This window comes from Actinomyces sp. HMT 175 (assembly GCF_016694895.1).
Lineage (GTDB): Bacteria > Actinomycetota > Actinomycetes > Actinomycetales > Actinomycetaceae > Actinomyces > Actinomyces oris.
Genome location: NZ_CP068012.1, coordinates 1,425,926 through 1,446,324 on the forward strand (window position 1 = coordinate 1,425,926; position 20,399 = coordinate 1,446,324).

Here is a 20,399-nt window from a genome sequence, read left to right on the forward strand (position 1 = left end):
CGCTTGCGGGCATGGCCGACCCTTCGACGTACCGTCCTGCCCCGGGCGAGATCCCCACGTCCCCGGGGGTCTACCGGTTCCTGGACGGGCAGGGACGGGTCATCTACGTCGGCAAGGCCAAGAACCTGCGTCAGCGCCTGTCCAACTACTTCCAGGACCTCGCCGCACTGCACCCGCGCACCCAGAAGATGGTCACCACCGCATGCGCGGTGGAATGGACGGTCGTGTCCACCGAGGTGGAGTCCCTGGCCCTGGAGTACTCCTGGATCAAGGAGTTCAACCCCCGTTTCAACGTCATGTACAAGGACGACAAGTCCTACCCCTACCTGGCGGTGACGATGGGGGAGACCTACCCCCGCGTCCAGGTGGTCCGCGGGGCCCGCAAACCGGGAACCCGCTACTTCGGTCCCTTCGTCCAGGCCTGGTCCATCCGCGAGACCGTCGAGCAGCTGCTGCGGGTGTTCCCGGTGCGCTCCTGCTCCGCCGGTGTCTTCCGCCGTGCCCAGGCCTCGGGGCGTCCCTGCCTGCTGGGATACATCGACAAGTGCTCGGCCCCCTGCGTGGGCCGCATCAGCCCGCAGGACCATCGGGCGCTGGCTGAGGACTTCTGCGCCTTCATGGCCGGTCGCACCGGCCCCTACCTGCGCCAGGTCGAGGCTGAGATGAAGGCGGCTGCCGCCGCTCTCGACTTCGAGAAGGCCGCCCGCCTGCGTGACGACGCCGCCGCACTGCGCAAGGTCATCGAGGGCAACGCCGTCGTCCTTCCCGACGCGACCGACGCCGACGTCTTCGCCCTGGTTCGAGACGAGCTCGAGGCAGCCGTTCAGGTCTTCCACGTCCGCGGTGGGCGGGTGCGCGGTCAGCGCGGCTGGGTCGTGGACCTCATCGACGACGCCGGGGACGCCGAACTCATCGAGCGCCTCCTCGAACAGGTCTACGCCTCCCTCATCGATCCGGCCGACGCCGGCGCCGTCCACCACAGCGGCGCCCCCACATCCTCGGGCACCACCACCTCCGTCGGGGTGGGGGAGCGCGCCCCCTCCAGCCCCCAACCCCGCAGCGGCACCAACGGTTCCAACGGTGACGCCTCCCGGCGCAAGGGCGAGTCGGCGGCCACGAGCGTCGACGACGTCGCCCACACGGCCACCACGGCGGTGCCCAAGGAGATCCTGGTCCCCGAGATGCCCAGCAACGCCGCCACCGTGCGAGCCTGGTTGGCCGGCCTGCGTGGCGGGAAAGTCGAGTTGCGCGTCCCGCAGCGCGGCGACAAGGCCGCCCTCATGGACACGGTGCGCAAGAACGCGGAGGAGGCCCTGCGGCTGCACAAGACCCGACGGGCGGGCGATCTCACCCAGCGCGCCCTCGCCCTCGATGAGCTCGCCGAGGCCCTCGACCTGCCGGAGGCGCCCCTGCGCGTCGAGTGCTACGACATCTCCCACACCCAGGGCACCTACCAGGTCGGCTCCATGGTCGTCTTCGAGGACGGCGCACCCCGCAAGTCCGACTACCGGCGCTTCACCGTGCGCGGCCAGGACGGCAGCGGCGCCGCCGACGACACCGCCGCCATGCACGAGGTCCTCACCCGCCGGTTCAAACGGCTCATCGCCGAGCAGGGACGGGGCGAAGCGGCCGCCCGAGCGGCCGAGGAGATCGAGGACGTCGAGGGCATCGCCGTCGCCTCCGGGCCGATCGATCCTGAGACCGGCAAGGCTCGGCGCTTCTCCTACGCTCCCGGGCTGGTCGTCGTCGACGGCGGGCTGCCGCAGGTCAATGCCGCGCGCACCGTGCTCGACGAGCTCGGCATCGACGTGCCGCTCATCGGCCTGGCCAAGCGTCTGGAGGAGGTGTGGGTGCCGGGGGAGGAGTTCCCCGTCATCCTGCCGCGCACCTCACCAGCCCTCTACCTGCTCCAGCACCTGCGCGACGAGTCCCACCGCTTCGCCATCACCCACCACCGCAAGAAGCGCTCGGCCGGCATGACCCGCTCCGTCCTGGACGGCATCCCCGGCCTGGGACCGGCGCGTCAGGCGGCCCTTCTGCGGGAGTTCGGCTCAGTCACGCGCATCCGGAAGGCCGACGTTGACGACATCACTCGAGTCAAGGGCATCGGACCAGGTCTGGCAGGTACTATCTTGGCTCACCTCAATAGTCCAGACACTGAACAGTAGTGTGAATTCGTGACGTGCTGGACTGACGCCAACTCGAAAGGACACCCCGTATGAGGATCTCCGCCCGCAACCAGTTGCCCGGCACCGTCGTCTCCATCGAGAAGGGCGCCGTCAACGGCGTCGTCAAGATCGAGGTCGCCCCGGGCGTCATCATCACCTCCTCCATCACCAACGCGGCCATCGAGGAGCTCGAGCTGGCAGAGGGCAAGAAGGCGGTCGCCGTCGTCAAGGCCTCCTCCGTCATGGTGGGCCTCCAGGACTGAGCCCGGACGCCGCCGTGAGGCGCAGGTCGGCGTCGCCGTCAGCGCGATCTGATCGTGGCGGTCACTGGCTCGGAGCCTTCTGAACCTGACACCTGACAGACGACACGGAGGATGAGGAGCCATGACCACACCATCGCCCGACCCTGACCTGCGCTTCCCCGGCGGCTTCCTGTGGGGCGGAGCCACCGCTGCCAACCAGATCGAGGGCGCCTACAACGAGGACGGCAAGGGCCTGTCCGTTCAGGACGTCATGCCCCGGGGCATCCTGGCCCCGCCCACCCAGGCCCCCACACCGGACAACCTCAAGCTCGAGGCCATCGACTTCTACCACCGTTACGCCGAGGACATCGCCCTGCTGGCGGAGATGGGCTTCAAGGTCTTCCGCTTCTCCATCGCCTGGAGCCGTATCTTCCCGCTCGGTGACGAGACCGAGCCCAACGAGGAGGGGCTCGCCTTCTACGACCGGGTCCTCGACGAGCTCGAGAAGCACGGCATCGAGCCGCTGGTCACCATCAGCCACTACGAGACCCCGCTCCACCTGGCCCGCACCTATGACGGCTGGACCGACCGCCGCCTCATCGGCTTCTTCGAGCGCTACGCCCGCACCCTGTTCGAGCGATACGGCAAGCGGGTCAGGTACTGGCTCACCTTCAACGAGATCAACTCCGTCCTCCACGAGCCCTTCCTGTCCGGCGGCATCGCCACCCCCAAGGACAGGCTCAGCGAGCAGGACCTCTACCAGGCCATCCACCACGAGCTCGTCGCCTCCGCTGCCGCCACGAGGATCGCCCACGAGGTCAACCCCGATATCCGGGTCGGCTGCATGATCCTGGCCGTGCCCACCTACCCGCTCACCCCCGATCCCCGTGACGTCTGGGCGGCCAAGCAGGCCGAGCGCGCCAACTATGCCTTCGGGGACCTCCACGTGCGCGGCGAGTACCCCGGCTACCTGCTGCGTTCCCTGCGAGACAAGGGCATCAAGCTGGAGATCACCGAGGAGGACCGCGCGCTGCTGCGGGAGCACACCGTCGACTTCGTCTCCTTCTCCTACTACATGTCCGTGTGCGAGACCGCCACCCAGGAGGCTCCGGCCGGCCGGGGCAACCTCATGGGCGGCGTGTCCAACCCGACTCTCGAGGCCTCCGAGTGGGGGTGGCAGATCGACCCGACGGGCCTGCGCACCATCCTCAACGACTACTGGGACCGCTGGGGCAAGCCCCTGTTCATCGTCGAGAACGGGCTGGGAGCCAAGGACGTCCTGGTGGAGGGCCCCGACGGTCCCACGGTTGAGGACGACTATCGCATCGCCTACATGAACGACCACCTGGTCCAGGTCGCCGAGGCCATCGCCGACGGCGTCGAGGTCCTGGGCTACGCCTCCTGGGGCTGCATCGACCTGGTCTCGGCCTCCACCGCCCAGATGTCCAAGCGCTACGGATTCATCTACGTGGACCGCGACGACGACGGCAACGGCACCCTGGCCCGCTACCGCAAGAAGTCCTTCGGCTGGTACCGCGACGTCATCGCCTCCAACGGCGCCTCCCTCGTGCCTCCGGCGCAGGAACCGCCCCACGGATAGACGCTGAGACGACGGGCCCGGGCGGCCGGCTCAGACGCTGGGACGGATCGACCCGGCGGCGGACCGCGCCCGGTCTCTGGCGACCTCGACGTCGTCGGCGCTGGCCACCACGACGCCCAGGCGCCGACCCTCGTGAGCCACCGGCTTGCCGAAGAGTCGCAGATCCACGCCCTCATGAGCGAGCGCCTCATCAAGACCCGCGAAACGCACGCCCTCACCGGGAGCCGACTCGCCCGTCGCTTTGATGGTCACCGAGGCGCCGGGGGAGCGCAGCGCGGTGTCGACGGGCAGCCCCAGCAGGGCGCGGGCATGCAGCTCGAACTCGCTCAGGCGCTGGCTCGCCAGTGTCACCAGGCCGGTGTCATGGGGGCGCGGGGAGACCTCGGAGAAGAGAACCTCCTCCCCGCAGATGAACAGCTCCACCCCGAACAGGCCCCAGCCGCCCAGCGCCGCGGTCACGCGCTCGGCCACCTGCTGGGCCCGTTCCAGGGCCACCGGGCTCAGGGGCTGCGGCTGCCAGGACTCCACATAGTCCCCGTCGACCTGCCGGTGCCCGATCGGCTCGCAGAAGCTCGTCACCGTCTCCCCGGTGCCGGGATGACGCCAGCGCACTGTGAGCAGAGTGATCTCGGTGTCGAAACGCACGAAGCCCTCCACAATGACCCGGCCCCGGTCGACTCGCCCGTCGGCCGCCGCGTAGCGCCAGGCCGCCTCCAGGTCCTGCGGCCCGTGCGCCACCGACTGGCCGTGGCCCGACGAGGACATGACCGGTTTGACCACGCACGGAAAGCCCACTCGCTGTGCCCCTGCCTGCAGCTCGTCCAAGGACGAGGCGAAGGCGTAGGGACTGGTTGCCAGTCCCAGCTCCTCGGCAGCCAGGCGGCGAATGCCCTCACGATTCATCGTCAGCTGCACCGCACGGGCGGTCGGCACCACCCTCACCTCGCCGGCCTCCTCCAGGGCCGCCAGGGCATCGGTGGCCAGTGCCTCGATCTCGGGGACCACGACGGCGGCACCGCTGGCGCGGATGGCGGCCGTCAGCGCCTCGGGGTCGCTCATGTCCACCGTCAGGGCGTTGTGCGCCACCTGCTGGGCCGGAGCCCCCTCGTAGCGGTCGATCGCCGTGACCTCCACCCCCAGGCGGGTCAGAGCGATCGCCACCTCCTTGCCGATCTCACCGGCGCCCAGCAGCGCCACCTTCGTTGCGCTGCTGGTCCAGGGCGTACCCAGCACCGGGGCGGTGGGCTGACGCATCGGCGTCTCCTGGGGCGCGCACTGGCATGAGGGATGCTGGTCGGACATGGGGGAGGGGCTCATGGGGCCTCCTGGTATCTGGCGCCGAGAACCGGCGGCCGTGAGTGCTGGCAACAAGGAAACGCTACCGGTAATCCGCCGTCGGCGACGGGCGGACCGAGCTGGGCATGCGATGCTTGGTGCATGCATGACGAGCGCCGCCCTCAGTCCTCCTCCGGCAAGCGCCAGCGGCTTCAGGACACGGTTCCCATTGAGATCCCCGCCCTCGATGAGGCGACTCCTCCGGTTCCCCCGGCGGAACGCCCCGAGATGATTATTGTCACGGGTATGTCCGGGGCGGGGCGCTCGCGCGCGGCCAACGCGCTGGAGGACCTCGACTGGTACGTCGTGGACAACCTGCCGCCCCAGCTGCTGCCGGCTCTGTCGGGAATGATGACGACGGTCGGCGCCGGTGTGCACCGGCTGGCCGCGGTGGTCGATGTGCGCAGTCGCGAGTTCTTCTCCCACTTCATGGACTATCTGCGCAAGGTCCGCAACAACGGCACCGACGTGAGGCTCATCTTCCTGGATGCCTCCGACGCCGTGCTGGTCAGACGCTTTGAGTCCTCTCGCCGACCCCACCCGTTGCAGGGCAGTGGCTCCGTCCTGGACGGGATTGAGCACGAGCGCACTCTCCTGGGGGGTTTGCGGGGCGTGGCCGACAGCGTCATCGACACCTCCAACTACTCCGTCCACGACCTCGCCCGGCGGGTGCGCGAGCTCGTGGCGCACGAGTCCGACCTGGCCCTGCGTATCAACGTCATGTCCTTCGGGTTCAAGTACGGCATTCCCCTGGACGCCGACCACGTTCTGGACGTGCGCTTCATTCCCAACCCCTACTGGGTCTCCGAGCTGCGCCACCTCACCGGACGTGACGCTCCGGTGGCCGACTACGTCTTCGCCCAGAAGGGGGCGGCGGCCTTCGTCGACGGCTACGCCGACCTGCTCATCCCCGCGCTCCCGCAGTACATCGATGAGCTCAAGCCCCACGTCACCCTGGCTGTGGGCTGCACCGGCGGCAAGCACCGTTCCGTGGCCTCGGCGGAGCGGCTCGGGGCCAGGTTGAGGCGCGGGGGCTTCGAGGTCGTTGTCCAGCACCGCGATCTGGGACGGGAGTAGGCAGTGGGAACCACGATCGATGCGGCGGGCTGGCCCCGCCGCGGTGAGGAGGGACCCGCCGTCGTCGCCCTGGGAGGCGGGCACGGACTGTCCGCCACGCTGCGGGCGCTGCGCCACGTCACCCACCGGCTCACCGCTGTCGTCACCGTCGCCGACGACGGAGGCTCCTCGGGACGCCTGCGCCGAGAGTTCGACTGTCTGCCGCCAGGAGACCTGAGAATGGCGCTGGCATCGCTCTGCGAGGACTCCGAGTGGGGCCTGACCTGGCGAGACGTGCTCCAGCACCGCTTCGAGGGGCAGGGCGAGCTCGACAATCACGCCCTGGGGAACCTGCTCATCCTGGCGCTGTGGCAGCTGCTGGGGGACGAGGTCGCCGGGCTCGACTGGGTGGGGCGCCTACTGACGATCCACGGCCGCGTCGTTCCCATGTCCTCCTCACCCCTGGTCATTGAGGCCGACATCGTCTCCGGGGGGAGCCGGCGCCGGGTCAGTGGTCAGGTGGCAGTGGCCTCGGCCCGCGGACGTCTGGAGAACGTGGGGATGGTTCCTCAGGACGCCGAGGCCCACCCCGAGGCGCTGCGCGCCATCGATGAGGCCGAATGGGTAGTCCTGGGGCCCGGCTCCTGGTACACCTCAGTGCTCCCGCACCTCATCCTGCCGTCCATGCGCCGCGCGCTGGTGAACACCTCGGCCCGCAAGGTCGTGGTCCTCAACCTCTCCGCCCAGCAGGGCGAGACCGATGGGATGACCAGTGCCGATCATCTTCGGGTCCTGAGCCAGTACGCGCCCGACCTGCGCCTGGACGTGGTGCTGGCCGACCCCTCCACCGTTGAGGACGTCGAGGATCTTGCAGCGGTGGCCGCCGCCATGGGGGCCACCGTCGTCCTGCGCCAGGTGCGCACCGGCGAGGCCCTGTGCCACCACGATCCGCTTCGCCTGGCAGCCGCCTTCCGGGACGCCTTCGAGGGGGCTCTGGGGGACGTCACCGATCTCAGTGGACGTGATGACATGTGATGCTGGACTCATTGAAGAGTCCCGCTGTGCATGATCGTTCATAATTCTCGGCGGCCGCTTCCAGCCGGCTGCCGGGTGCTGCGGCTAAAAATTCTCCATTGATACGCCTCGGGCGCCGTATGACATCGCCCTGACGTCTTGAGTCGCTTCGCCCGCGCATGTTCGAGCTGCGCCTCGCCAGCACCCGGGACGCCCTGGCAACGGCCGCAGCGTCAACCATGTTTGCCAGTCCCGAACCACGAACCCCGACCACGAGGAGCCCGCCCATGTCGCTGACGGTCACCGTCAAGGATGAGCTCGCGCTCGTCGCTACTGAGAACGCCGCCCAACGACGGGCGGAGGTCTCCGCGATGCTGCGCTTCGCCGGAGGGCTCCATATCGTCTCCGGGCGCATCGTCGTCGAGGCCGAGCTCGATCACGGCGGAGCGGTGCGGCGCCTGCACCAGCACCTCAAGGAGCTCTACGGGATGGAGCCCGAGGTCATGGTGGTTCAGGGCGGTTCCCTGCACCGAGGGTCCCGCTACGTGCTGCGAGTGACCAAGCGCGGCAAGGACCTGGCCCGGCTGTCCGGGCTGGTCGACGACCGGGGCCGGCCGGTGCGGGGCATGCCGGTGTCCGTCATTCAAGGAGGGCGCAACGCCGCCGCTGCCGCCTGGCGTGGAGCCTTCCTGGCCCGCGGATCCCTGACCGAGCCCGGCCGGTCCTCCTCCTTGGAGGTCACCTGTCCCGGCTCCGAGGCCGCACTGGCCCTGGTCGGGGCCGCGCGGCGCTTCGACATCTCCGCCAAGGCCCGAGAGGTGCGCGGGGCCGACCGCGTCGTCGTTCGCGACGGTGAGGCCATCGGTGTTCTCCTGGAGCGGATGGGGGCGCCGGAGGCCTTCAAAGTGTGGGCCGAGCGCCGATCTCGGCGCGAGTCCCGGGGGACCGCCAACCGCCTGGCCAACTTCGACGACGCCAACCTGCGCCGTTCGGCCCGCGCCGCCGTCGCCTCGGGTGCCCGCGTCGAGCGAGCCTTCGAGATCCTGGGGGACGATGTCCCCGCCCACCTGCTTCAGGCCGGTCGCCTGCGCATCGCGCACAAGCAGGCATCCCTGGAGGAGCTTGGGCAGCTCTCCGACCCACAGCTGACCAAGGACGCCGTCGCTGGACGTATCCGCCGCCTCCTGGCCATGGCGGACAAGCAGGCCCACGAGCTGGGCATCCCCGACACGGAGTCGGTTCTCACCCAGGAGATGCTCGAGCCCTGAGGTGAGATGGGACCTCGGTCCTTGCCTTTGGGACGCCTGATGGTCTTTGGTCCCCTCGGTTTGGCTTGTGCATCACAGTGTTCGCCCGTGGCGTGGTCGGCGACTCCCAGCGCCTGCCCAGTGTGACTAGACTCGGCCGTACCGGAGCTGAATCGGATGTGAGCTGAAGAGGAGGTTCCGGAGCACACGCCATGTGTGAAAAGAGCCCCAGCAACCGTGCGCCGCCAACCGGCGCACTAGGAGGACACAAAGTGACCACCCGCGTTGGTATTAACGGCTTCGGCCGGATCGGCCGCAACTTCTTCCGTGCCGCCCTCGAGCAGGGCGCCGACATCGAGGTTGTCGCCGTCAACGACCTGACGGACAACAAGACCCTGGCCCACCTGCTCAAGTACGACTCGATCCTCGGTCGTTTCGACGGCGAGGTCTCCTACGACGAGGATGGCATCACCGTCAACGGCAAGCACATCAAGGTGCTCGCTCAGCGCAACCCCGCCGACCTGCCCTGGGGCGACCTGGGCGTCGAGGTCGTCGTGGAGTCCACCGGCTTCTTCACCGACGGCGAGAAGGCCAAGGCCCACCTCGACGGTGGCGCCAAGAAGGTCGTCATCTCCGCTCCCGCCAAGAACGTCGACGGCACCTTCGTCATGGGTGTCAACGAGGGCGACTACGACAACGCCACGATGAACATCGTGTCCAACGCCTCGTGCACCACCAACTGCCTCGCCCCCCTGGCCAAGGTTCTCCACGAGAACTTCGGCATCGAGCGCGGCATCATGACCACCATCCACTCCTACACGGGTGACCAGCGCGTCCTCGACGCCCCGCACAGCGACCTGCGCCGTGCTCGCGCCGCCGCGCTGAACATGATCCCCACCAAGACCGGTGCCGCCCAGGCCGTGGCCCTCGTTCTGCCCGCCCTCAAGGGCAAGTTCGACGGTCTGGCCGTGCGTGTCCCCACCCCGACCGGCTCGCTGACCGACCTGACCTTCATCGCTGAGAAGGAGGTCTCCGTCGAGGCCGTCAAGGCTGCCGTCAAGGCCGCCGCCGAGGGCGAGCTCAAGGGCGTTCTCGAGTACACCGAGGACCCGATCGTCTCCACCGACATCGTGGGCAACCCGCACACCTCGATCTTCGACGCCACCGAGACCAAGGTCATCGGCAACCTCGTCAAGGTCCTCTCCTGGTACGACAACGAGTGGGGCTACTCCAACGCCCTGGTCCGCCTGACCTCCCTGGTCGGCTCCAAGCTCGCCTGAGACCAGACCGAGAGCATGACTCTCTAGAAGACGGCGCCCGCGCCACGCTATGCGTGCGCGGGCGCCGTCCGTCCCACACCCACACCTTCACCCACAACCGATGAGAGGCTTCATGAAGACCATCGAGTCCCTGGGCGACCTCAAGGGCAAGCGAGTCCTGGTCCGCTCCGACTTCAACGTGCCGCTGGACGCCGACAAGAACATCACCGACGACGGCCGTATCCAGGCCGCTCTGCCCACCCTGCGCACCCTGCTCGACGCCGGCGCCAAGGTAATCATCACCGCCCACCTGGGGCGCCCCAAGGGGCAGGTCAACCCCGACTACTCCCTGGCCCCTGTCGCCAAGCGCCTCGCCGAGGTCACCGGTGTCAAGGTGACCCTCGCCGAGGACACCGTGGGCGAGTCCGCCAAGGCCGCCGTCGCCGCCGCCGGTGACGGTGAGATCGTCCTGCTGGAGAACGTGCGCTTCAACGCCGCCGAGACCTCCAAGGACGACGCCGAGCGCGAGGCCTTCGCCGCCGAGCTCGCCGCCCTGGCCGACGTCTTCGTCTCCGACGGCTTCGGCGTCGTGCACCGCAAGCAGGCCTCCGTCTACGACGTCGCCAAGCTGCTGCCCTCCGCCGCCGGCCTGCTCGTCGTCAAGGAGATCGAGTCCCTGGGGCGCGCCGTCAACGACCCCGAGCGCCCCTACACCGTGGTGCTCGGCGGCTCCAAGGTCTCCGACAAGCTCGGTGTCATCTCCAACCTGCTGAGCAAGGCCGACCGTCTCCTCATCGGTGGCGGCATGGCCTACACCTTCCTGGCCGCCCAGGGCTACGAGGTGGGTACCTCTCTGCTGGAGAAGGACCAGATCGACACCGTCAAGGGCTACCTGGAGACCGCCAAGGCCAACGGCGTCGAGCTGCTGCTGCCCGTCGACACCGTCGTGGCCCCGACCTTCGCCGCGGACGCCCCCGCCACCGTGGTGCCCGCTGACGCCCTGCCCTCCGACCAGATGGGCCTGGACATCGGCCCTGAGACGCGAAAGCTCTTCGCCGATGCCATCGCCACCTCCAAGACCGTGGTGTGGAACGGCCCCATGGGCGTCTTCGAGTTCCCGGCCTTCGCCGAGGGCACCAAGGCCGTGGCCAAGGCGATCTCCGAGTCCGACGCCTTCTCCGTCATCGGCGGTGGCGACTCCGCCGCGGCCGTGCGCACGCTCGGCTTCGACGAGGCCACGTTCTCCCACATCTCCACCGGCGGCGGCGCCTCCCTCGAGCTCCTCGAGGGCAAGACCCTGCCCGGTATCGCCGTGCTCAACGACTGAAGGAAGGCAACCCAGATGAGTAACCGCACCCCGCTCATGGCGGGCAACTGGAAGATGAACCTCGACCACCTCGAGGCCAACCACCTCGTCCAGGGCCTGGCCATGGAGCTCAAGGACCACGACCACGACTACACCAAGTGCGAGGTCCTCGTGATCCCGCCCTTCACGGACATCCGCACCGTGCAGACCGTCGTCGAGGCCGACTCCCTGGACATCAAGTACGGCGCCCAGGACGTCTCCATCCACGACAACGGCGCCTACACCGGTGAGATCTCCACCGAGATGCTCACCAAGCTCGGTGTCAGCTACGTCGTCATGGGCCACTCCGAGCGCCGCGAGTACCACGGCGAGTCCGACGCCCTCGTGGGCGCCAAGGCCCGCAAGGTGCTCGACGCCGGCATGACCCCCATCCTGTGCTGCGGTGAGGCCCTGGAGATCCGCAAGGCCGGCACCCACGTCGACTTCGTCCTGGGGCAGATCCGCGCCGCCCTGGAAGGATGGAGCGGCGAGGACGTCGCCAAGATCGTCATCGCCTACGAGCCCATCTGGGCCATCGGCACCGGCGAGACCGCCACCGCCGAGGACGCCCAGGAGGTGTGCGGAGCGATCCGCGAGGCCCTGCGTGCCGACTACGGCGACGCCACCGCTGACGCCACCCGCATCCTCTACGGCGGCTCCGCCAAGCCCGGCAACATCAAGGAGCTCATGGCCCAGCCCGACGTCGACGGCGCACTCGTCGGCGGAGCCTCCCTCAAGGCGGACTCCTTCGCCGCCATGGCCGGCTTCTACGCCTGAGCGAGCCGAGCCGCGGCGGAGGAGCTGAGCGATCACTTCTCCGCAGCGTCTCACCGCTCGCTGACAGGGTCCCGGACACCTCACACCCCGAGGTGTCCGGGACCCTGTGCGTTGCGGGTAGACTGCCACGCGGACAGGTGGGGGCGCGGACCCTGTCGGGAGTCGCGCCGGACCCATGCCGGAGCGTGAGGCCCCCGCAGCAAGACGGAACCAACAACGAAGGGAACGTGACGTGAACGTAGTGCGTATCGTCCTTCAGGTGCTGCTCGTCCTCTCGAGCTTCTTCCTCATCATGTCGATCCTCCTGCACAAGGGCAAGGGCGGCGGTCTGTCGGACATGTTCGGCGGCGGTATCTCCTCCTCCGCAGGGTCCTCCGGCGTGGCCGAGCGCAACCTCGACCGCATCACAGTGGCGGTGGCCATCATCTGGACGATCACGATCGTCGGGCTCGGCCTGGTCGCCAAGCTCGGCTGAGCCTCGGCGGACTCCGACGAGCACTGCGCACACGACGGATCCGACCGTCGATACCACCCCCGATCCGCGTGGAGACGATCTGGACCGAGGGCTGCGCGGCTACCTCGCCCACCTGCGTGTCGAGCGCGGGCTGAGCCCTCACACCCTGAGCGCCTACGAGCGCGACCTCGGCCGCTACCTGCGCTACCTGAGGAGCGCCGGCATCTCAGCACCGCAGGACGTCAGCCGCAACGACGTGGCCGGCTTCCTCGAGGTCCTGCGCACCGGATCCGACGGCGCCCGTCCGCTGGCGTCGTCCTCGGCATCCAGAACCGTCACGGCCGTGCGCGGCTGGCACAAGTTCCTCCTGGCCGAGGGCACCACCTCAGAGGATCCCTCGGCCACCGTGCGCCCGCCCCAGCCCGGAAGGCGCCTGCCCAAGGCCTTAGGGGTCGATGAGGTCCGCCGTCTCCTGGAGGCAGCGGGCGTTGACGACTCCCCGGTGAGCCTGCGCGACCGAGCGCTGCTGGAGGTCCTCTACGCCACCGGCGCCCGCATCTCCGAGGCGGTGGGGCTCGTCGTCGACGACCTTGACACCGACTCGAGGCTGCTGAGGCTGTTCGGCAAGGGACGCAAGGAACGCGTGGTCCCCATGGGGGCCTACGCCTGGGAGGCGCTGGACGCCTACCTGGTGCGAGGGCGGCCGGTCCTGGCCGAGAAGGGCAGGGGAGTGCCACAGGTCTTCCTCAACACCCTGGGCAGGCCCCTGAGTCGGCAGAGCGCCTGGGCGGTCCTCCAACAGGCCGCTGAACGGGCCGGTCTCATCGGGACGGACGGCGCCGACGAGCGGCGCATCTCCCCCCACACCCTGCGCCACTCCTTCGCCACGCATCTGCTGGCGGGAGGGGCGGACGTGCGTGTCGTCCAGGAGATGCTCGGACACGCCTCGGTCACCACCACCCAGATCTACACGAAGGTCACCGTCGACCACCTGCGGGAGGTCTACGCCACCAGTCACCCGCGGGCTCTGGCCTGATCGATGAGTCCGCAGGTGAGGGCCGTCCCCCAGGCTTTGGTGGGGGAAGCCTGAGTGCGCACCGGGCCGCGCCTGAAAGCGGGGTCCCGTCGGCCTTGATCTCTGGCGTGTCCTATCTGAACTGGGCGATGTCGGTCGGCTTTCGACTAGGCTGGATGACGTGAATGACTCCATCCAGCCAGGCCTGATCGACAACCCCGGCACCGACGAGAGCGAGGAGAAGGACTTCCCCGTTCCCGCGCCGCTGGAGTCGCACGGACCCGCTCGGGTCATCTCCATGTGCAACCAGAAGGGCGGCGTCGGCAAGACCACGACGACGATCAACCTCGGTGCGGCCCTGGCCGAGCTGGGGCGCAAGGTCCTCATCGTCGACTTCGATCCCCAGGGAGCGGCCTCGGCCGGCCTGGGCATCAACGCTCACGAGCTCGACTCCACCATCTACGACCTGCTCGTCGCCAGCCGTCCGGACATCCGCACGGTCATCCACGAGACCACGGTGGAGGGGCTGGACATCGTCCCGGCCAACATCGACCTGTCCGCCGCCGAGGTCCAGCTCGTCAACGAGGTCGCCCGCGAGCAGGCCCTCAAGCGGGTGCTGCGTCCGGTGCTCGACGAGTACGACGTGATCCTCGTGGACTGCCAGCCCTCGCTCGGACTGCTGACCATCAACGCCCTGACCGCCTCCCACGGCGTCATCATCCCGCTGGAGACCGAGTTCTTCGCCCTGCGTGGGGTGGCGCTCCTGGTGGAGACCGTCGAGCGGGTCAAGGACCGCCTCAACGCCACCCTGGAGATCGACGGCATCCTGGCCACCATGGTGGACTCCCGCACCCTGCACTCCCGGGAGGTGCTTGAGCGCCTGGAGCAGGCCTTCGGTGAGCAGCTCTTCGACACGCGCATCCGGCGCACGATCAAGTTCCCGGACGCCTCCGTGGCCAACGAGCCGATCACCAGCTATGCGCCCTCCCACCCCGGTGCGGACGCCTACCGCCGGCTGGCCCGCGAGGTCATCGCCCGCGGCGATGTCGCCTGAGCCGGAGGAGCAGGGGCCGCCCAGGCTGCCCGGATTCAGCGTCACACTGCCCCAGTTCGAAGGCCCCTTCGACCTGCTACTGAGTCTCATCGCCCGCAAGCGGCTCGACGTCACCGAGCTGGCGCTGGCTGAGGTGACCGACGACTTCATCGCCCACATGCGCTCGGACTGGGACCTGGGGCGCGCATCGGAGTTCATCGTCGTGGCCTCCACCCTCCTGGCGCTCAAGGCCCACCGCCTTCTGCCCCGTGACGAGAACGAGGAGGAGCCCGACCTCGAGCTGCTCGAGGCCCGCGACCTGCTCTTCGCCCGGCTCCTGCAGTACCGGGCCTTCAAGGAGGCCGCAGCTGCCTTCCGCCACCGGGCGGAGACCTCCGCACGCAGCTACCCGCGCATCGTCGCCCTGGAACCACATCTGGCGGCGCTGCTGCCCAAGCTCGTGGCCACCATCACCCCCGAGGAGCTGACCCGGCTGGCGGTGGGCGCCTTCACCCGGCCCACCGATCCGGGCGTCCAGACCGTCCACCTGCACGAGCGGGTGCCGGTCGGTGAGCAGCTGAGCCTCATAGCCAGCAGGCTGCGCAGTTACGGAACCCTGACCTTCGCCCAACTCATTGAGGACGCCGAGCGCACTGCCGTCGTGGTGACCCGCTTCCTGGCGCTGCTCATACTCCACCGGCAGGGCAGCGCCGAGCTGGACCAGACGGAGGCCATGGGCGAGATCACCGTGACCTGGTGCGGCGGTCAGGACGACCTGACCGGCATGATGACCTCTGAGAATCTCACTGAGCTCGAGGAGGAATTCGCATGAGCGAGGCCGCGGGGTCTGAGTTGCGCAGTGCCGCTGAGGCCATCCTCATCGTCGCCGACGAGCCGGTGACCACCTCTGCGATCGCCGAGGCTCTCGGCATGGAGGAGAGCGTCTGCGAGGAGCTGCTCGAGGGTCTGGCAGCCGAGTACCGCGGAGAGGCGCCCGGCAGCCGTGCTCACGGATTCCTCCTGCGACGGGCAGCAGGCGGGTGGCGCTTCGCCTCTGTGCCCGAGCACGCCGATCTCGTCGAGCAGTTCATCATTGGCGGCGCCACCGCACGCCTGAGCCAGGCAGCGCTGGAGACCCTGGCCGTCGTCGCCTACCGGCAGCCGGTCACCCGGGGGCGCGTCGCGCAGATCCGCGGGGTCAATGTCGACGGCGTCATGCGCACCCTGCACGCCCGCGGCCTCATCGAGGAGGCCGGTGCCGAGACCTCCGGTGCGATTCTGTACCGGACCACGGGAGACTTCCTGGAGTACCTGGGAATCGACTCCCTGGACGAGCTGCCGCCCCTGGCTCCCTACCTCCCCCGCGTCGAGGCGCTGGGGGAGATCGTCGAACAGGCCGATGAGATGGCCGGTAGGAGGACCCCATGACCCCGAGGAACCGCCACACCCGAACCGAGTCCGTGCCCCACAGCGACTTCGGGGCCCAGGAGTTCTACGACGAGGATGACCTCGAGGAGCTGGATGAGCAGGCCGACGCCGGCGACCTGGCCGCCTTCGACGCCGAGGCCATCGACGAGGACGAGGAGGCTCGTCTGCTCCAGATGCGTGAGCGTGCCACCAAGGGCGGCCAGGACGACCCGCACGTCGCCTCCGGACAACGGCTGCAGAAGGTCCTGGCCCACGCAGGGGTTGCCTCGCGCCGCGCCTGCGAGCAGCTCATCGCCGACGGCCGCGTCAGCGTCGACGGTATCTCCGTCACCGAGGCAGGCGTCAGGGTGGACCCGCTGACCCAGGAGATCCGCGTTGACGGCAGCCGAATCCTCACCAACCCCGAGCTCATCACCCTCATGCTCCACAAGCCGGCAGGGGTCGTCACCACCATGGAGGACCCTGAGGGCCGCCCCACCGTGGCCCAGTATGGACGCGACTACCTGGCTGAGCACCCCGAGCTGCCCGACTCGCTGCGCCTGGTGCATGTCGGGCGCCTCGACACTGAGACCGAGGGGCTGCTCCTGCTGTCCAACGACGGCGAGCTCTCCCACCGGCTCATGCACCCCAGTTTTGAGATCGCGAAGACTTATGTCGCCATCGTTGAGGGACAGGTTGAGCCCTGGGTCCCGCGTAAGCTGCGGCGCGGCATCGAGCTGGAGGACGGTGAGGCCAAGGCGGACCGAGTGACCGTCAAGGATTCCGGGCCGCGCGGTTCCATCGTTGAGATCACCCTCCACTCCGGCAAGAACCGCATCGTGCGGCGTATGCTGGACGCCGTCGGCCACCCTGTGACGCGTCTGGCGCGCACCCGGCTCGGACCGCTGCGGCTGGGCAACCTGCGCCCCGGCCAGACCCGCCCCCTCAGCGGCGAGGAGATCGCCGCACTGCAGCAGGAGGTCGGGCTGTGAGCGCCTCCGAGCCGCGGGCGTCAGTGTCCACGCGCGGCCCGGTGCTCATCGTCGGCACGGGGCTGCTGGGAACCTCACTCGCCCTGGCGCTGCGGGCGGCAGGTGTCGAGGTCCTGCTCTCCGACACCTCGCCCACCTCCCTGGCCCTGGCCCGAGACATGGGAGCAGGATCGCTTCATGACGAGGACAGCCCTGAGCCGCAGATCGTCGTCGTGGCCACGCCCCCCGACGTCACCGCCGAGGTCGTCGTCGCGCAGCTGAGCGCTCACCCCAGTGCCGTCGTCACTGACGTCGCCTCCGTCAAGGAACGCGTCGTCACTGAGGTCCGGTCCCGGGCGGGAGCGCAGGCGCGCAGGTACGTCGGCTCTCACCCGATGGCCGGCCGGGAGCGCTCCGGCGCCGGCGCCGCGGACTGCGACCTCTTCGCCGGCCGCCCCTGGGTGGTGGTCGGCCAGGACTCCGATCCGCAGGCGGAGCTGGTCATCAGGAACCTGGCGGTCGATGTGGGCGCCACCCCGGTGCGCATGGGGGCGGCGGAGCACGACGCCGCCGTCGCGGCTGTCTCCCACATGCCCCAGCTCGTCGCCTCACTCGTGGCCGCCCGGTTGGAGGAGCTGGGGGAGGGGGCCCTGGCCCTGTCGGGGCAGGGTCTTCGCGACGTCACCCGGATCGCGGCCTCGGACCCCAGGCTGTGGTCGGCCATCATCGTGGGCAACGCCGGGCCCGTGGTTGAGCTGCTGCGCCGGATCAGTGATGACCTGGCTGCACTGGTGACGGGGATCGAGGCGGCAGTCTGCGATCCGGACAGTGCGGAGCACACGCCCCCGGGAGCGGCACGTGTGGTTGCTTTCGGGGCCGTCGGCGCGGTCACCGACGTCATGACTCGGGGAAACCTCGGTCGGGCACGCATCCCCGGCAAGCACGGTGGCGCGCCGCGCCGCTATACCGAGGTCCAGGTCCTGGTACCCGACGCCGCCGGTGAGCTGGGCAGGCTCTTCTCCGACATCGGAGCCGCCGGCGTCAACATCGAGGACTTCTCCTTGGAGCACTCGGCCGGGCAGAGCGCGGGCATCGCCCTCATCTCCGTCCTTCCGGCGGCCGCCCAACGGCTGGAGGAGGCGCTGGACGCCCAGGGCTGGCGCGTCGTCGCGGGCTGAAGCCGGTTCAATCCGTCACCGAGGTCCGCCTGTGTCAGTGCTCATGGGGACCTGATCCGCAGTACCGCGCCGGAGTGTGGGACGCTTGGCCCAGTTCATGACCGTCAATCGGACCCTGATGGAGGGCACCATGGGAATCGTCGTAGCGATCGACGGACCAAGCGGATCGGGCAAGTCCACCGTCTCGCGGCGCGTCGCCGCCGAGCTGGGACTGGCCTACCTGGACACCGGTGCCATGTACCGGGCCGCCGCCTGGTGGTGCGAGCACGAGGGCATCGACCTGGAGGACGGGGCCGCCGTCGCCGAGGCCGTCGCTGCGATGCCCCTGCACATGGGGCTGGATCCCGAGCACCCGACCTTCACCGTGGACGGCACAGACGTATCGACCGCGATCCGCGACCCGCACATCGCCACTGTCGTCTCGAAGGTCGCCACCAACCTCGAGGTGCGCGCCGAGCTGGCGCGCCGCCAGCGCGAGATCATCCGCTTCGAGGCGACCGGGCAGGCCGGGTCCTTCTCCGAGGGCGCCGGCATCGTGGCCGAGGGACGTGACATCACCACCGTCATCGCGCCCGACGCCGACGCCCGCCTGCTGGTGACCGCATCGGAGGAGGCCCGCCTGGCCCGCCGCGCCGGGGACCTGGAGGCCGCCGGCAAGCAGGTCGACGCCGACGCCCTGCGCGACCAGGTGGTGCGCCGCGACCGCGACGACGCCACGGTCTCCCAGTTCCTCACCGCACCCGAGGGCGTCACCCTGGTGGACACCTCCGAGCTGACCCTGGAGCAGTCCGTCGAACGGGTCCTGGACCTGGTGGAGGAGGCCGCCGACGCCGCCGCCCAGCGGGACGCCGAGGAGGACCTGCGGGCCCAGGCCATGCGGGCGGGCCTGGCCGACTACGAGCTCGATGAGGAGGACCTCGCCCTCCTGGAGGCCGACGGCGGCCTGCCCACCGGTGACAGCATCGAGCCCGGGCTGCCGGTCCTGGCCGTCGTCGGCCGGCCCAACGTGGGCAAGTCGACACTCGTCAACCGGGTCCTGGGCCGCCGCGAGGCCGTCGTCCAGGACACCCCCGGTGTCACCCGCGACCGGGTCTCCTACCCGGCGGAGTGGGCAGGGCGCCGCTTCACCATCGTCGACACCGGCGGCTGGGAGGTGGACGTGGCCGGCCTCGACGCCGCCGTGGCCACCCAGGCCGAGATCGCCGTGGAGATGGCCGACGCCGTCCTGCTGGTCGTCGACGCCCAGGTCGGCATCACCGAGACCGACGCCCGCGTGGTGCGGATGCTGCGCCGCAGCGGCAAGCCGGTGGTGCTGGCCGCCAACAAGGTCGACTCCCCGGCCCAGGAGGGGGACGCCGCCACCCTGTGGAACCTGGGGCTGGGCGAGCCCTTCCCGGTCTCGGCCCTTCACGGCCGGGGCAGCGGCGAGGTCCTCGACGCCGTCATGGAGGTCCTCCCGGAGGTCTCCGCCGTGGCCACCGCAGCGCCGGAGGGGGACCTGCACCGCATCGCCCTCGTGGGGCGACCCAACGTCGGCAAGTCCTCTCTGCTGAACTCCATCGCGGGCCAGGAGCGCGTCGTCGTCAACGAGACCGCCGGCACCACCCGTGACCCGGTCGACGAGATCATCGAGCTCGACGGGCGCCTATGGGTCTTCGTCGACACCGCGGGGATCCGCCGGCGGGTCAAGCAGTCACGGGGCGCCGACTACTACGCGGTGCTGCGCACGCAGGGCGCCATCGACAAGGCCGAGGTCGCCGTCGTCCTGCTGGACGCCTCCGAGCCGATCAGCGAGCAGGACGTGCGCGTGGTCCAGCAGGCCGTTGATGCCGGCCGAGCCCTGGTCCTGGTCAACAACAAGTGGGACCTGGTGGACGAGGAGCGCCAGAAGATGCTCCTGTGGGAGGTCGAGCACGACCTGGCCCACGTCTCCTGGGCCCCCCACATCAACCTGGCAGCCCGGACCGGCTGGCACACCAACCGGCTCGTGCGCGCTCTCGACGCCGCACTGGAGGGTTGGACCACGCGCGTGCCCACAGGCCGGCTCAACGGCTTCCTGGGGCAGCTGCAGTCCGCCACCCCGCACCCGGTGCGAGGCGGCAAGCAGCCCCGCATCCTCTTCGCCACTCAGGTCCAGGTGGCCCCGCCCCGGATCGTCATCTTCACCACCGGTTTCCTCGACGCCGGCTACCGGCGCTTCATCGAGCGGCGCCTGCGTGAGGAGTTCGGCTTCACCGGCACCCCCATCCAGATCGGGGTGCGCGTGCGCGAGAAGCGCCAGCGGCGCTGAGCCCCGGA

The 20,399-nt window shown here is 69.5% G+C and carries 18 protein-coding genes; 17 read left to right on the forward strand and 1 reads right to left on the reverse strand.

Features of this window, described 5'->3' with window-relative positions; translation table 11 throughout:
* Positions 1-11: 11 nt before the first annotated feature.
* From uvrC to JJJ14_RS06135, 3 genes are all read left to right on the forward strand, one after another.
* Entirely contained in the window at positions 12-2,168 is a 2,157-nt protein-coding gene (gene uvrC, locus JJJ14_RS06125; protein ID WP_201444980.1) for an excinuclease ABC subunit UvrC, read from the forward strand.
* 50 nt (positions 2,169-2,218) lie between these two features.
* Complete coding sequence (locus JJJ14_RS06130; protein WP_003780741.1) at positions 2,219-2,431, forward strand: TOBE domain-containing protein; 213 nt, start codon at positions 2,219-2,221, stop codon at positions 2,429-2,431.
* Positions 2,432-2,552: 121 nt separating this feature from the next.
* Positions 2,553-4,010 carry a glycoside hydrolase family 1 protein gene (locus JJJ14_RS06135; protein WP_201444981.1) on the forward strand — a complete coding sequence of 486 codons (1,458 nt, stop codon included), beginning with the start codon at positions 2,553-2,555 and terminating at the stop codon, positions 4,008-4,010.
* 30 nt (positions 4,011-4,040) lie between these two features.
* Here JJJ14_RS06135 and purT read toward each other — a convergent pair whose 3' ends face one another.
* Positions 4,041-5,327, reverse strand: a complete 1,287-nt coding sequence (gene purT, locus JJJ14_RS06140) for a formate-dependent phosphoribosylglycinamide formyltransferase (protein WP_101558213.1) — start codon at positions 5,325-5,327, stop codon at positions 4,041-4,043.
* Between the two features lie 120 nt (positions 5,328-5,447).
* Between purT and rapZ the strand changes: the two genes are divergently transcribed.
* From rapZ to der, 14 genes are all read left to right on the forward strand, one after another.
* Complete coding sequence (rapZ, locus tag JJJ14_RS06145; protein ID WP_010615171.1) at positions 5,448-6,422, forward strand: RNase adapter RapZ; 975 nt, start codon at positions 5,448-5,450, stop codon at positions 6,420-6,422.
* A gap of 3 nt (positions 6,423-6,425) precedes the next feature.
* A complete protein-coding gene (locus JJJ14_RS06150) occupies positions 6,426-7,436 on the forward strand; it encodes a gluconeogenesis factor YvcK family protein (protein ID WP_004564946.1) in 1,011 nt (336 codons plus the stop codon).
* A 266-nt stretch (positions 7,437-7,702) separates the two neighbouring features.
* Entirely contained in the window at positions 7,703-8,683 is a 981-nt protein-coding gene (whiA, locus tag JJJ14_RS06155; protein WP_004564945.1) for a DNA-binding protein WhiA, read from the forward strand.
* 251 nt (positions 8,684-8,934) lie between these two features.
* Entirely contained in the window at positions 8,935-9,942 is a 1,008-nt protein-coding gene (gene gap, locus JJJ14_RS06160) for a type I glyceraldehyde-3-phosphate dehydrogenase (RefSeq protein WP_004564944.1), read from the forward strand.
* 112 nt (positions 9,943-10,054) lie between these two features.
* Positions 10,055-11,248 (forward strand): phosphoglycerate kinase, encoded by a 1,194-nt coding sequence (locus tag JJJ14_RS06165; protein WP_201444982.1) that lies wholly within the window; start codon positions 10,055-10,057, stop codon positions 11,246-11,248.
* A 15-nt stretch (positions 11,249-11,263) separates the two neighbouring features.
* Positions 11,264-12,043 carry a triose-phosphate isomerase gene (tpiA, locus tag JJJ14_RS06170; RefSeq protein WP_004564942.1) on the forward strand — a complete coding sequence of 260 codons (780 nt, stop codon included), beginning with the start codon at positions 11,264-11,266 and terminating at the stop codon, positions 12,041-12,043.
* Positions 12,044-12,275: 232 nt separating this feature from the next.
* On the forward strand, positions 12,276-12,518 hold the full coding sequence (gene secG, locus JJJ14_RS06175; protein ID WP_009406441.1) for a preprotein translocase subunit SecG: 243 nt from the start codon (positions 12,276-12,278) through the stop codon (positions 12,516-12,518).
* A gap of 91 nt (positions 12,519-12,609) precedes the next feature.
* Positions 12,610-13,533 (forward strand): site-specific tyrosine recombinase XerD, encoded by a 924-nt coding sequence (gene xerD, locus JJJ14_RS06180; RefSeq protein ID WP_043537648.1) that lies wholly within the window; start codon positions 12,610-12,612, stop codon positions 13,531-13,533.
* Between the two features lie 160 nt (positions 13,534-13,693).
* Positions 13,694-14,566, forward strand: coding sequence for a ParA family protein (locus JJJ14_RS06185; RefSeq protein WP_009406376.1), 873 nt, complete (start codon positions 13,694-13,696; stop codon positions 14,564-14,566).
* The gene (locus tag JJJ14_RS06190) at positions 14,556-15,377 is read left to right on the forward strand and encodes a segregation and condensation protein A (RefSeq protein WP_201444983.1); all 822 of its coding nucleotides are present in this window, start codon (positions 14,556-14,558) and stop codon (positions 15,375-15,377) included. Before JJJ14_RS06185 ends, JJJ14_RS06190 begins: the two co-directional genes overlap by 11 nt.
* Positions 15,374-15,973 (forward strand): SMC-Scp complex subunit ScpB, encoded by a 600-nt coding sequence (gene scpB, locus JJJ14_RS06195; RefSeq protein ID WP_201444984.1) that lies wholly within the window; start codon positions 15,374-15,376, stop codon positions 15,971-15,973. Before JJJ14_RS06190 ends, scpB begins: the two co-directional genes overlap by 4 nt.
* The gene (locus JJJ14_RS06200; RefSeq protein WP_075374103.1) at positions 15,970-16,944 is read left to right on the forward strand and encodes a pseudouridine synthase; all 975 of its coding nucleotides are present in this window, start codon (positions 15,970-15,972) and stop codon (positions 16,942-16,944) included. The genes scpB and JJJ14_RS06200 overlap by 4 nt, the downstream gene beginning before the upstream one ends.
* Entirely contained in the window at positions 16,941-18,101 is a 1,161-nt protein-coding gene (locus JJJ14_RS06205) for a prephenate dehydrogenase (RefSeq protein WP_201444985.1), read from the forward strand. Before JJJ14_RS06200 ends, JJJ14_RS06205 begins: the two co-directional genes overlap by 4 nt.
* Before the next feature lie 130 nt (positions 18,102-18,231).
* Positions 18,232-20,391: a bifunctional cytidylate kinase/GTPase Der gene (gene der, locus JJJ14_RS06210; protein WP_201444986.1), complete on the forward strand. Its 2,160-nt coding sequence runs from the start codon at positions 18,232-18,234 to the stop codon at positions 20,389-20,391.
* Positions 20,392-20,399 lie beyond the last annotated feature (8 nt).

Excerpts from the sequence above, each read along its gene's own strand:
- JJJ14_RS06135 (WP_201444981.1), top strand. The coding sequence starts at position 2,553 with ATGACCACACCATCGCCCGACCCTGACCTGCGCTTCCCCGGCGGCTTC.
- JJJ14_RS06200 (WP_075374103.1), top strand. The coding sequence starts at position 15,970 with ATGACCCCGAGGAACCGCCACACCCGAACCGAGTCCGTGCCCCACAGC.
- rapZ (WP_010615171.1), top strand. The coding sequence starts at position 5,448 with ATGCATGACGAGCGCCGCCCTCAGTCCTCCTCCGGCAAGCGCCAGCGG.
- whiA (WP_004564945.1), top strand. The coding sequence starts at position 7,703 with ATGTCGCTGACGGTCACCGTCAAGGATGAGCTCGCGCTCGTCGCTACT.
- JJJ14_RS06190 (WP_201444983.1), top strand. The coding sequence starts at position 14,556 with ATGTCGCCTGAGCCGGAGGAGCAGGGGCCGCCCAGGCTGCCCGGATTC.
- scpB (WP_201444984.1), top strand. The coding sequence starts at position 15,374 with ATGAGCGAGGCCGCGGGGTCTGAGTTGCGCAGTGCCGCTGAGGCCATC.
- uvrC (WP_201444980.1), top strand. The coding sequence starts at position 12 with ATGGCCGACCCTTCGACGTACCGTCCTGCCCCGGGCGAGATCCCCACG.
- purT (WP_101558213.1), bottom strand. The coding sequence starts at position 5,327 with ATGAGCCCCTCCCCCATGTCCGACCAGCATCCCTCATGCCAGTGCGCG.
- der (WP_201444986.1), top strand. The coding sequence starts at position 18,232 with ATGGGAATCGTCGTAGCGATCGACGGACCAAGCGGATCGGGCAAGTCC.
- JJJ14_RS06165 (WP_201444982.1), top strand. The coding sequence starts at position 10,055 with ATGAAGACCATCGAGTCCCTGGGCGACCTCAAGGGCAAGCGAGTCCTG.
- tpiA (WP_004564942.1), top strand. The coding sequence starts at position 11,264 with ATGAGTAACCGCACCCCGCTCATGGCGGGCAACTGGAAGATGAACCTC.
- JJJ14_RS06130 (WP_003780741.1), top strand. The coding sequence starts at position 2,219 with ATGAGGATCTCCGCCCGCAACCAGTTGCCCGGCACCGTCGTCTCCATC.